Origin of the sequence: Mobilisporobacter senegalensis (genome assembly GCF_003752155.1) — a bacterium.
Lineage (GTDB): Bacteria > Bacillota > Clostridia > Lachnospirales > Lachnospiraceae > Mobilisporobacter > Mobilisporobacter senegalensis.
The window spans coordinates 319,267-331,765 of sequence record NZ_RJVG01000004.1 but is presented as its reverse complement, the minus strand read 5'-3'; the positions used below and the strand labels follow the sequence as shown (position 1 = coordinate 331,765).

Sequence of the window (12,499 nt, the reverse complement as noted above, 5' to 3'; positions counted from 1 at the left end):
CCCTAAGCTCGAATTCGCTACGCTACTTCTCGCTTAGGCAGAGCGCCTTATAGAAAGTAGTGCACAAACTGCCCTTAGCGTGCAAGCACTCACGGGCAATTTGCAGCTGGTTTTCATAGCAACTTGTTTTTGTAACAGTTCAGCCATAAGCTCGAATTCGCTACGCTACTTCTCGCTTAGGCAGAGCGCCTTATAGAAAGTAGTGCACAAACTGCCCTTAGCGTGCAAGCACTCACGGGCAATTTGCACACTACTTTCTGCATGGCTGAACTGTTAATAAAAATTTTATAGTCTTTACAAGTGACTTATGTTATAATATACTAATGTCAAAACGTGAAAATGGGTAATTGTTCGAATTAGATACTCTTCACGTATCTTAAGGAGGAAACATTAATGAGTTTACAGGTAGAAAAATTAGAGAAGAACATGGTTAAGCTTACGATAGAAGCTACTGCAGAAGAGTTTGAGGCAGCAACTGAGAAAGCATATCTTAAGAATAGAAGCAAGATGAATGTTCAAGGGTTTAGAAAAGGAAAAGCACCACGTAAGATCATAGAGAAAATGTATGGAAAAGAAGTGTTCTATGAAGATGCTGCCAATAATATCATTCCGGATGCATATGAAAAAGCAGCAGTTGAGAGCGGACTTGACCTTGTATCCCAGCCGGATATTGATGTAGTTCAGATCGAAAGCGGAAAACCATTTATATTTACAGCAACCGTGGCTGTAAAACCAGAGGTTACTCTTGGCGACTATAAAGGAATCAAAGTTGCGAAAGCAGATATTGAAGTAACTGAAGATGAAATGAATGGAGAACTTGACAAAGTAAGAGAACAGAATTCAAGATTAATCGCAGTGGAAGACAGACCGGCAAAAGACAAAGATCAAACGATCATTGATTTTGAAGGATTCGTAGATGGAGTTCCATTTGAAGGTGGGAAAGGAACAGATTATCCTTTAACATTAGGAAGCCATTCATTTATTGATACATTTGAAGAGCAATTAGTTGGCAAGAAGATCGGGGAAGAAGTAGAAGTGAATGTAAAATTCCCAGAAGAATACCAGGCAGCTGAACTTGCTGGTAAAGATGCAATGTTCAAAGTAACAATAAAAGAGATCAAAGAAAAAGAACTTCCGGAACTTGATGATGAATTTGCTTCTGATGTTTCTGAATTTGAAACTTTAGCAGAATATAAAGAAGATCTTAAGGCAAAACTTTTAGAGAAAAAAGAAAAAGATGCCAAGAGAGCAAAAGAAGATGAAGTTGTTGATAAGATCATTGAAAACGCAACAATGGAAATACCGGATGCTATGCTTGATACACAAGTAAAGCAAATGGCAGATGAATTTGCTCAAAGAATCCAGCAGCAAGGTCTGACTGTAGAACAATATTTCCAATTCACCGGAATGGATAGTAAAAAGTTCATTGAAACATTAAAGCCACAGGCAACGAAACGTATTCAGAGCAGATTAGTTCTTGAAACAATCGTGAAAGCAGAAAACATTACTGCCAGCGATGAAGATATCGAGAAAGAAATCAAAGATATGGCTGCTATGTATCAAATGGAATATGAGAAATTAAAAGAAATCATCGGTGAAAGAGAAAAAGAACAAATGAAAATGGATATTGCAGTTCAAAAAGCTGTTGATTTTGTTACAGAGGCAGCGAAAGAAGCCTAAAAGGAGGAATTCGTATGAGTTTGGTACCTTATGTCATAGAACAAACAAGCAGGGGTGAAAGATCCTACGACATTTATTCAAGACTTTTAAAAGAAAGAATTATTTTCTTAGGGGAAGAAGTAAATGATGTATCTGCCAGTGTGATTGTTGCTCAGTTATTATTTTTAGAGTCAGAAGATCCTGGTAAGGATATAAATCTATATATTAACAGCCCTGGAGGATCTGTATCCGCAGGTCTTGCAATTTATGATACAATGAATTACATTAAATGTGATGTATCAACCATTTGTATTGGTATGGCTGCAAGTATGGGAGCTTTCTTACTTGCCGGCGGAACAAAAGGGAAGAGATTTGCCCTTCCTAACGCTGAGATCATGATCCACCAACCATCTGGCGGGGCCAGAGGACAAGCAACAGATATTAAGATTGTTGCTGACAATATTTTAAAGACCAGAAGAAAGTTAAACGAGATCTTATCAGCAAATACAGGAAAATCTCTTGAAGTCATTGAAGTTGATACGGAAAGAGATAACTATATGTCTGCAGAAGAAGCAAAAGCATATGGTTTGATTGATAGTGTGATCAGCAATAGATTATAAGATAAATTTATAAGATATAGATGAATAAAGGACGCATGTTTCATGTTAACACATGCGTCCTTATTCACTAGAAGTGAGGTGTATAAAGTGGCAAATAGATCTGATGAGAGAAAACAGTTAAAGTGTTCTTTTTGTAACAAGACACAAGATCAGGTTAGAAAATTAATTGCGGGGCCCAACGTATATATCTGTGATGAATGTGTGGAAATCTGCGCAGAAATTGTAGAAGAAGAACTGGATGATGTAGCTTCTGACACTGATATTAATTTATTAAAACCAAAGGAAATTAAAGAATTTTTAGATGACTATGTAATCGGGCAGGATGAGGCAAAAAAGGTCCTGGCAGTATCTGTATATAATCATTACAAAAGAATTTTATCTGGTAAAAATTTAGATGTAGAGTTACAAAAAAGTAATATCATAATGGTTGGACCAACAGGTTCCGGTAAAACTTTTTTAGCACAGACATTAGCAAAATTATTAAATGTTCCATTTGCAATTGCAGATGCAACAGCTTTAACAGAAGCAGGATACGTTGGTGAAGATGTAGAAAATATTTTATTAAAAATTATTCAGGCAGCAGACTATGATGTGGAAAAAGCAGAATATGGAATTATCTATATTGATGAAATAGATAAAATTACCAGAAAATCAGAGAATACATCTATTACGAGAGATGTATCCGGTGAAGGTGTGCAACAGGCACTTCTTAAAATATTAGAGGGAACCGTTGCTTCGGTGCCTCCTCAAGGGGGACGTAAACATCCTCATCAGGAATTCATTCAGATAGATACAACGAATATTTTATTTATCTGTGGTGGTGCATTTGATGGACTGGAGAAAATTATTGAATCCAGAATTGGCAAAAAATCTATTGGATTTAATGCTGAAATAGCACAGAAAGATAAGAAACAGATAGGGGAATTATTTAAACAGGTATTACCTCAGGATTTTGTTAAATATGGATTGATTCCCGAATTTGTAGGACGTGTGCCAATTAGTGTAGGCCTTGATTTGCTGGATGAAGCAGCTTTAGTCCGTATTCTTTCTGAGCCTAAGAATGCAATTATTAAGCAATACAAGAAATTATTTGAATTAGATGGTGTAGAACTTGAATTAGAAGATGAGGCAATTGAAGCAATTGCAAAGAGATCTTTTGAACGTAAAACAGGTGCAAGAGGATTAAGGGCCATTATGGAAGATGTAATGATGAATTCCATGTATGAAATTCCGTCCCAAGAGAAAATTGCAAAAGTTATCATTACCAAAGATGCAGCTTTAGGAAAGGGAGAACCTGAAATTATTTATTCAGATGAAAAAATCACGAAGAAACCACTCGGTAAGAAATCTCATAAATCAAACAGTAATGAGATCGCATAGATAGATTTAAAAAAGTCTGCTAAAGGTTATGCTTTTGGGAGGCTTTTCTTATAAACAGGAGGATAAAGAATGAATGAGAAGCAAACGATGCCAGTTGTACCACTGCGTGGAATGACCATTCTTCCTGGTATGCTAATTCATTTTGATATAAGTAGAAACAGAACAATTGCAGCAATTGAAGAAGCCATGAAAGAGGATCAGATTACATTCCTGGTCACTCAATTAAATGGCGAGATTGAAGAACCAAAAGAAGAAGATTTATATTCTGTTGGAACAATCGCAGAAATTAAGCAATTGATAAAGTTACCAGGAGATATTGTAAGGGTCATGGTCCAGGGAATGAAAAGAGCAAGATTAGAAAACGTTATTTCCCATGAACCATTTGTAATTGCCGACATCACTGCTTATGATGGGTCTGATAACCCTCAGTATTCACCAATTGAAGTAAAAGCAATGATTAGTGGAATGAGGGATATTCTGGAGCAGTATTTCATTGAAAATAATAAAATCAGCAAATCAGTCATGTCCAGTTTATTATCCATAAACGAAGTAGAAGAATTAATTGATCAGATTGCTATTAATATTCCATTGGGATATGAAGATAAACAAAAAATTCTGGAAGCAATCGATATCACAGAACGTTACAATACGGTAGCAGTTATTTTAACAGATGAAATCAGTTTATTAAGGATTAAGAAAGATTTTCAGGCAAAAGTAAAAGCAAAGGTTGATAAGAATCAAAAGGATTATATTCTCCGGGAACAGCTTAAATTGATCGGTGAAGAACTTGGAGAGAACAATACAATCAGTGATGCAGAGAATTATTTAAATCAATTAAAAGAATTGGAAGCATCCCAGATGGTAAAAGAGAAGATAGAAAAAGAGATCAACCATCTAAAAAGTATAGGATCTGCTTCCTCCGAAAGTGCAGTTGTCAGAGGATATATTGAGACTCTCTTAGAACTTCCATGGGAAAGAGAAAGTGAAGACCATGATAATTTAAAGAATGCCGCTAAAATATTAAATGAAGATCATTATGGTCTTGAGAAAGTGAAAGAACGTATCTTAGAATTTCTTGCAGTAAGATCCCTTACCAAGGGAGGAGACAGCCCGATTATATGTCTCGTTGGTCCTCCCGGAACAGGGAAAACTTCTATTGCAAGATCAGTGGCAAGAGCACTGGATAAAGAATATGTCCGCATCAGTCTTGGAGGTGTCCGGGATGAAGCAGAAATCAGAGGACACAGGAAAACCTATGTGGGTGCGATGCCGGGTCGGATCATTAATGGACTTAAAAATGCAGGAGTTAAAAATCCTCTGATGCTTTTAGATGAGGTAGATAAAGTAGGAAGTGATCACAGAGGGGATACTTCCTCTGCATTGCTTGAAGTATTAGATTCAGAACAAAACAAAAAATTTGTAGATCATTATGTTGAAATTCCGGTAGATCTATCACAGGTCCTTTTTATTGCAACTGCAAATTCTCTGCAGACAATGGCAAAACCACTTCTTGACCGTATGGAGATCATTGAAGTGAGCAGTTATACTTTAAATGAAAAAGTACATATTGCCAAAGACCATTTAATACCAAAACAAATGAAGAAAAATGGAATTGCCAAAAAGCAATTAAGTATTTCAACAAAAGCACTAGAATTAATCATATCTGGATATACTAGAGAGGCAGGAGTAAGAAATCTGGAGCGTAAGATAGGAGAAATCTGCAGAAAGACCGCGATCAAGGTTTTAGAAGATCAAAATACAAAAATCAAAATCAACGAAAAGAATCTGCCAGTGTATCTAGGGAAGATAAAATATTCCTTTGAGGAAGCGAATAAAGAAGATGAAGTTGGTATTGTAAAAGGTCTTGCATGGACCAGTGTAGGCGGAGACACTTTGCAGATCGAAGTAAATGTCATGCCTGGCAAAGGAAGAATAGAACTGACAGGGCAGCTTGGAGATGTAATGAAAGAATCTGCAAGAGCAGGAATTAGTTATATCCGTTCCGTTGGCGAGAAATATCACATAAAGAATGATTATTTTGATAAACATGATGTTCATATACATATACCGGAAGGCGCGGTGCCAAAAGACGGTCCATCTGCCGGTATTACAATGGCTACAGCTGTAATGTCAGCAATCACTGATAAAAAAATCCGGGCAGATATTGCCATGACTGGTGAAATTACTTTAAGAGGCAAAGTCTTACCGATCGGCGGACTAAAAGAGAAGCTGCTTGCCGCAAAGACTGCCAAGCTTAAATTGGTTCTGGTACCTAAGAAAAATGAAAAAGATATTGAAGAAATATCTGGAGAAATACTTGAAGGTCTTGAGATAAGATTTGTAGAAACTATGGAAGAGGTATTGAACTTCGCTCTGGTAGAATAGAAAAGAGGTTATAAAATGGTTATAAAAAGTGTAAATTTAGAAATAGTGTGCGGTATTACCAGTACAATACCGATTACAGATAAGGTCGAGATAGCATTTGCAGGAAAATCCAATGTAGGGAAATCTTCATTGATCAATGCCCTTATGAACCGTAAATCTTATGCAAGGACCTCTAGTTCACCAGGCAAGACTCAGACCATTAATTTTTACAATATTAATGATTTATTGTATTTTGTGGATCTTCCGGGATACGGTTATGCGAAAGTATCTGTAGCCGTGAAGGAAAAATGGGGTAAGATGATTGAAAAATATCTTAAGAAATCACAGCAGTTAAAGATTATTTTTCTTCTCATTGATATTCGCCATGAACCATCTGCAAATGATAAGAATATGTATGAATGGATTGTATATCATGGATTCCACCCTGTTATCATAGCCACCAAATATGATAAGATCAGCCGTGGACAGAAAGACAAACATATAAAAATGATCCGAAACGGATTAGGTGCAGATAACAGTACTAAGATTATGCCATTCTCTGCTCTGTCAAAAGAAGGCAGGGATGAAATCTGGGAGCTGATCGATAGTCTTTTTGAAGATGAAAATGAAACAATATAAATAAAAAGTAATTATTATTACTAAAGACAGGATATGAAATGGGATATCCTGTCTTTTTTGATAATCTTTATGGGTACATTTTCCTATTTAATATAATGTAGCAAATAATGTAAAATAAGAAAGCGAAACAAGTGTAACTATTTGGAAAATCATGTTGAATAATGGAGGGGAAAGATGAGAAAGATTCTAAAAAATTTTATTATTACAGCTATGATTGTGGCATTATTAATGCCATGCGTACCTGTAATAACAATTAATGCGGAGACGAAAGAAGTCTTAACGGAAGAATCACTTAATATTGAAAAAAGTGAGGGAATTACTATAACTCTGGATGGTAAAGAAGTTACTTCAATCAAACCTGATGAATATAGTAACCCGGAAACAAAATTAACTGAATATGATGTTACTATGCCAGAAGCAGGTTATATGGATGATGTATTTATTAAGATTCCAGTAAAAGTAACAGAACCAGGATATTTAGCGTTTGAAATGAACGCAAATAATGTTAATACAATGATTAAAGGTTATATTACAAATAGTGAGGGTAAAGAAGCACCTAACTTCTTTAGTATAGGTAGCTTTATTGACTCTGATTATTACAATACCAGCAGGGGAAGCACTATATTTGAACCTGGAATTTATAATATAGTTTTTAATTATGTAACATATGCAAAAATGAAGCAAACATTTAACTTAAATATAACATTTACAAAAACGGAAGGTATAACACTTGGAAGTGGTGAAAAGCTACTCCTTCCGGGACTAGATGCCAGTGCAACTTTCTATAAAGTTGATGCTTCTAAAACTGGTGGGATTTTAACCGTTGTATATACTGGGGGAACAAAAAAGTATGATTTTGGACATACGTTTGGAACTATAACACTTTGTGATTCTTCTAAAAAAGCTATTGATGAATCTAAAAGATTATCAGATAAGGGTAAAACTGTATGGAGATTAAATAAAGGAATCTATTATATTAGAATGAATATGCAGGACGCCCTGTATACTTTGGAAGGAACCTTAGTACCTTATTTAAACACTCCTACCATTAAAAGTACTAAAGCAAAATCAACCAATATTACTGGTACTGCTCCTAAAGGAACTACCGTTGTAATAACAGTTGGGAAAGAGCAGTATAAAGTTAAAACATCCAGCAGTGGTAAATATACTCTTAAAGTAAAGCCATTGGCTAAAAAAGCGGTAATAAAAGTTTATGCTAAAAATAATAAGGGGCAAATAAGTAAAACAAAAACAGTTACAGTAAAATAAAATTGTAAACTCACTCGACTGATTAAATTTACATAATCAATCAAGTGAGTTTTTAGCAAGTGAGTAATGGTTAAGTAAAATGTACACCTAAAGAAAATAAAAATTTCAAAGAACAAATGAGGATAATAAGTATGAACAAGAAATTTATAGCATTAATAATAATAGTTGGTATTATTATTGGAATCATGGGCTGTGGTAATAAAAGTACCGATAATATTAAGAATAAAGGTAACATAAAAGAACAAAGTATATCAGACTTACAGAAAGAATTAGAGAAGCAACAAGAATTAGAATTAAAAGGTGATATGAAGGTTGTTGAGGAGTATCATAATAAAGATGAACACGGTAAAGATTATCTACTTTTTGTAATTGAAAATACGACTAATCAAGATGCACGTGTAGATGTTGATGTGCAATTCTATAATGGCGATGAACTAATAGACGAGGATTATGGTGTTGCAGGTGTAGTAGAGAAAGGTCATAAAACAGTAATAGATTTTAAGGATCTAGATGAATTTACAAAATACACCTATACTTTAGAGACTTCCAAAGCAGATGTAGTGGGAATTGATAGTTTGATTTCTGAAAGCCACACGTTTATTGATAATAGAGCAGTGCTAGATATTAAAAATAATAGTGCATATATACTTGACAGTTCTGGTGTATATGGCCTGTTCTATAAAGATGGGAAGTTTGTATGCTATACAAGTGATCGATTTAATGAATATAGTCATTTTTCAATCATTGAAAGTGATGTGGATTTTGATGAATGCAAACTCTACTATGATTTAAATGTTGATGCTGATAGGATTAAAGATGAAGCTTATAAAGAGGAAATAAAGAATAAAAATCCTGAAGGATTAGATGTGATTGGGGAATATATCTACCCTAATTATGATGGTTCAGCTAGTACTTGTATGTTAATTTTAGAAAATAATATGGGAGAAGATACAGGGGCAGAAGTATATATGCAGATATATGATAAGAATGGAGCTCTTTTAGGTTATAGTTTCAATTACATAGAAGTTATTGGAGATGGATGCAAAACTACAGTTAAATCAAGCTTTGATGAGAATGCAGCTGACTTTAAATATATTATATATAAAAACCCATCAGGTAATTTTAAACCAATAGAAAAAATGGTTACAGAAAAATCATCAAAAATAGATGAGAGCGGTAATCTATTATTAGATTTTGACGTAAATCTGGGGGATTATGACTTTATTAGCAGGTTGGAAATAAATGTGTTATTCTTTAAGAATAATAAATTATTAGAAAGCTCGATGAGATATGATGATGCAGTAGATAAAGAAACTGTATTGGAGTCGATATATTTTTCAGCACCAGATGATTATGATAGGTACGAGGTGTATTATACTGGATATTGCCATGTAAGGGATAATTAATAGCTATAAAATAGGAGAACAGGGTTTAATATACAGTTTATGTGAAAGTGGAATTAAATCTGGTATTTGATTTGAAGCGATCAATATGAAATTGATTATAAATATAAATAAAAAGTAATTATTATTACCAAAGACAGGATATGAAGTAAAGTATCCTGTCTTTTTTTAATATGGTAAAAAAATATTAAAAAATTTATAGTAATTTATTCCTAGATTCCTTTACATAATATACAAAATATGTAAAAATTGAACATACCACTATATAATATAAATGCTTAATTTAAGATTTGTCCTTAAATTAATAAACAATATGAGAATATAATAAGAAAATAGAGGCAATTCCAGAGAAAATACAGAATATTACAAACATAGCATAAACTTGACATATTTTGGTTTTTGTGAAATAATTATCCAAATTGATATTTATGCAATTAAGGACTTTTAAAAGAATGAATGATGAATGGAACAATGTGGGGGGGATAAATAAGTGATAAGGATAAAACTTGCAATTTTAGAATCCGATAAGAATTATCTTGAAAAAATCATGACGGTTTTTAACAGTACCTTTCATGATAAACTGGAGGTCTTTTCTTTTACAGATAAAGATACAGCACTGAATGTACTGGCATCCAGCCGAATCGATGTATTTATAGCATCAGAGGATTTTCATATTGAGACGGATCAACTGCCAGGTCGTTGTGCATTTGCATATTTTACAGAATCCAATGGTCTTGATACTTTGTATGATCAGCGTACCATCTGTAAATTCCAGAAAGCAGAGTTGATTTATAAGGAAATTTTAAGTATATTTTCTGAAAAATCCGGTGGAATTATCGGATACAAAAAAGACGGTTTAGGTGAAGTGTCAATATTAACCTTCTTATCCAGTAGTGGTGGAACAGGAAGTTCAACCACAGCAGCGGCTTGTGCCATGCATCTGTCCAAACAAGGAAAAAAGGTATTATATTTAAATATTGAACAATTTGGATGTGCCAATTTGTTTTTTAATGCAGAGGGGCAGTATCATCTGGGCGATGTATTATTTGCCATTAAGAGTAAAAAGTCCAACCTAATCCTAAAGTTAGAGGGTACTGTGAAACAAGATATATCGGGAGTATATTTTTATGAATCCTGCAAACTTCCTCTGGATGTTTATGAGATTAAGGAAGAGGATATTACGAAACTATTGGATGAATTAGAAATAGCCGGAACATATGATTACATTGTAGTAGACATGAACCTTTCCTTCCATCCGGTATCATTAGCGATTATGAAACGTTCCAAAGGTCTTGTGTTCGTAACGGATGGAACTTACATAGCCGGTGCAAAGAATGAAAGAGTCTTCCAGTCTTTAGAGATTCTGGATAATCAAAATGACTGGATGTTAATGAAGAAAGCTCATATTCTTTATAATAGAACGAATCATACTCCGGACAAGCAGCTAAACCCACGTGAAATTTCAACTCTTGGGATAGTGCCATATTATCAGGGAACCGATCATAAACAGATTGCTAAGCTTATATCTTCTATGAATCTGTTTGAACAATTGATGTAAATGATAAAAGGAACATTAGAATAAAATGAAAAAGAATGAAATGATTTATATTTCTTCGTAATATGCAATATAAATCAGAATAGAATACAGGGGTAAACTTATTGAAAGATAAGGACACAAAGCTACAAGTCTAAGGGTAGTATAAGCCAAGCCAGGCATACTGCTTATGATGGTTGAGTTGCATTTTAAATAAAGGGTATTGACCGTTATTTTGAAGTGCAATTTTTTTTCACCCTATTTTCATGGAAAATTGTAAAAAACAGAATATTAATTCTAGATATTTACAATTTTAATCAGAATTTAGAGGGCTTAGTAGCTTTCCAAATGCCGAATCAATTCTAATAACAGGGGGGAGAAAAATGCAAGAGGAAAAACTTGAAAAGTTAATTACAGAGCTGAAATCATATACTGTTGAGAATCTGCCGCTCAGCACCTTATCAGATGAAGAACTGGAAGCTGAAATTGAACAGATAGTACATAGAAAAATCGCAGATTCTTATTATCCCATTGAAACACAGGTTGCTCTGGTCCAGAGCATCTATAGTTCCATACGTGGTTTTGGAATCCTTGACAGTATCATAAGTGATGACACGATTACAGAAGTCATGATTAATGGACCGGAGGATATTTTCATTGAGAAAAGCGGCAAATTAATCAAACTGGATAAAAAGTTTGAAAGTGAAAGGCGATTAGAAGATATTATACAGAGGATCGTGGGATTGGCAGGAAGAGAAGTGAATCAGGCCAGTCCTATCGTTGACACCAGACTTCCCGATGGATCCCGTGTCAATGTGGTCCTGCCTCCAATCTCTTTATGCGGGCCAACCGTTACTATACGTAAATTTTCCAAAGAACCTATGACGATAGAGAAACTGATCAAATACGGATCCATAACAGAGGAAATTGCAGAGAAACTTAAATTATTGGTAAAGGCCAAATATAATATTTTTATCTGCGGCGGTACCGGTTCCGGTAAGACAACCTTTCTAAATGCTCTGTCCAATTATATTCCTAAAGAGGAACGTGTTATTACTATTGAGGATTCTGCGGAATTACAGATTACCGGAGTTGCCAACCTTGTAAGGATGGAGACGAGAAATGCCAATACCTCCGGAACAGGAGAGATTACCATTCGTGATTTAATTAAGTCTTCTCTTAGAATGAGGCCGGAACGTATTGTTGTTGGTGAGGTACGTGGAGCGGAAGCTTTGGATATGCTCCAGGCTATGAATACAGGTCATGACGGTTCTTTATCTACCGGACATGCCAATTCTACCAGAGATATGTTAAGCCGTCTTGAGACCATGGTACTTACGGGGGCAGAAGGGCTTCCTCTGGAAGCAGTCAGACAACAGATCGCTTCTGCGCTGGATATTATAATACATTTATCAAGATTAAGGGATCATTCCAGAAAAACCATGGAGATTGCAGAAGTCCTGGGATATGAAGCTGGACAGATTGTATTAAATCCACTTTATACTTTTGAAGAGGATGAACACAGCACATTGGAAAAGGTATCCGGTCAGTTACAGAGAACGAAGAATAAAATGCAAAATGTATTTAAACTTCAGTTATCGGGAATAAAGACGGAGATATAGGAGGAAATC

9 protein-coding genes and 1 riboswitch are annotated in these 12,499 nt (G+C 34.8%); all 9 genes read left to right on the top strand.

Annotated elements, in window-relative coordinates; genetic code table 11:
- Positions 1-393 precede the first annotated feature (393 nt).
- Complete coding sequence (tig, locus tag EDD66_RS08795) at positions 394-1,680, top strand: trigger factor (RefSeq protein ID WP_123609208.1); 1,287 nt, start codon at positions 394-396, stop codon at positions 1,678-1,680.
- Positions 1,681-1,694: 14 nt separating this feature from the next.
- The gene (gene clpP, locus EDD66_RS08790; protein ID WP_123609207.1) at positions 1,695-2,279 is read left to right on the top strand and encodes an ATP-dependent Clp endopeptidase proteolytic subunit ClpP; all 585 of its coding nucleotides are present in this window, start codon (positions 1,695-1,697) and stop codon (positions 2,277-2,279) included.
- Between the two features lie 87 nt (positions 2,280-2,366).
- On the top strand, positions 2,367-3,659 hold the full coding sequence (gene clpX, locus EDD66_RS08785; protein ID WP_123609253.1) for an ATP-dependent Clp protease ATP-binding subunit ClpX: 1,293 nt from the start codon (positions 2,367-2,369) through the stop codon (positions 3,657-3,659).
- Positions 3,660-3,728: 69 nt separating this feature from the next.
- Positions 3,729-6,044 carry an endopeptidase La gene (gene lon / locus EDD66_RS08780; protein WP_123609206.1) on the top strand — a complete coding sequence of 772 codons (2,316 nt, stop codon included), beginning with the start codon at positions 3,729-3,731 and terminating at the stop codon, positions 6,042-6,044.
- 15 nt (positions 6,045-6,059) lie between these two features.
- Positions 6,060-6,662 (top strand): ribosome biogenesis GTP-binding protein YihA/YsxC, encoded by a 603-nt coding sequence (yihA, locus tag EDD66_RS08775; RefSeq protein WP_123609205.1) that lies wholly within the window; start codon positions 6,060-6,062, stop codon positions 6,660-6,662.
- Positions 6,663-6,836: 174 nt separating this feature from the next.
- The gene (locus EDD66_RS08770) at positions 6,837-7,931 is read left to right on the top strand and encodes an Ig-like domain-containing protein (RefSeq protein WP_123609204.1); all 1,095 of its coding nucleotides are present in this window, start codon (positions 6,837-6,839) and stop codon (positions 7,929-7,931) included.
- A 131-nt stretch (positions 7,932-8,062) separates the two neighbouring features.
- On the top strand, positions 8,063-9,337 hold the full coding sequence (locus EDD66_RS08765; protein ID WP_123609203.1) for a DUF536 domain-containing protein: 1,275 nt from the start codon (positions 8,063-8,065) through the stop codon (positions 9,335-9,337).
- Positions 9,338-9,824: 487 nt separating this feature from the next.
- Positions 9,825-10,892 carry a P-loop NTPase family protein gene (locus EDD66_RS08760; protein WP_123609202.1) on the top strand — a complete coding sequence of 356 codons (1,068 nt, stop codon included), beginning with the start codon at positions 9,825-9,827 and terminating at the stop codon, positions 10,890-10,892.
- 81 nt (positions 10,893-10,973) lie between these two features.
- A riboswitch (cyclic di-GMP riboswitch) is annotated at positions 10,974-11,078 on the top strand.
- 173 nt (positions 11,079-11,251) lie between these two features.
- Positions 11,252-12,490 (top strand): CpaF family protein, encoded by a 1,239-nt coding sequence (locus EDD66_RS08755; protein WP_123609201.1) that lies wholly within the window; start codon positions 11,252-11,254, stop codon positions 12,488-12,490.
- Positions 12,491-12,499 lie beyond the last annotated feature (9 nt).

Coding starts and splice junctions, on each gene's coding strand:
- EDD66_RS08765 (WP_123609203.1), top strand. CDS start 8,063: ATGAACAAGAAATTTATAGCATTAATAATAATAGTTGGTATTATTATT.
- clpP (WP_123609207.1), top strand. CDS start 1,695: ATGAGTTTGGTACCTTATGTCATAGAACAAACAAGCAGGGGTGAAAGA.
- EDD66_RS08770 (WP_123609204.1), top strand. CDS start 6,837: ATGAGAAAGATTCTAAAAAATTTTATTATTACAGCTATGATTGTGGCA.
- lon (WP_123609206.1), top strand. CDS start 3,729: ATGAATGAGAAGCAAACGATGCCAGTTGTACCACTGCGTGGAATGACC.
- yihA (WP_123609205.1), top strand. CDS start 6,060: ATGGTTATAAAAAGTGTAAATTTAGAAATAGTGTGCGGTATTACCAGT.
- tig (WP_123609208.1), top strand. CDS start 394: ATGAGTTTACAGGTAGAAAAATTAGAGAAGAACATGGTTAAGCTTACG.
- EDD66_RS08755 (WP_123609201.1), top strand. CDS start 11,252: ATGCAAGAGGAAAAACTTGAAAAGTTAATTACAGAGCTGAAATCATAT.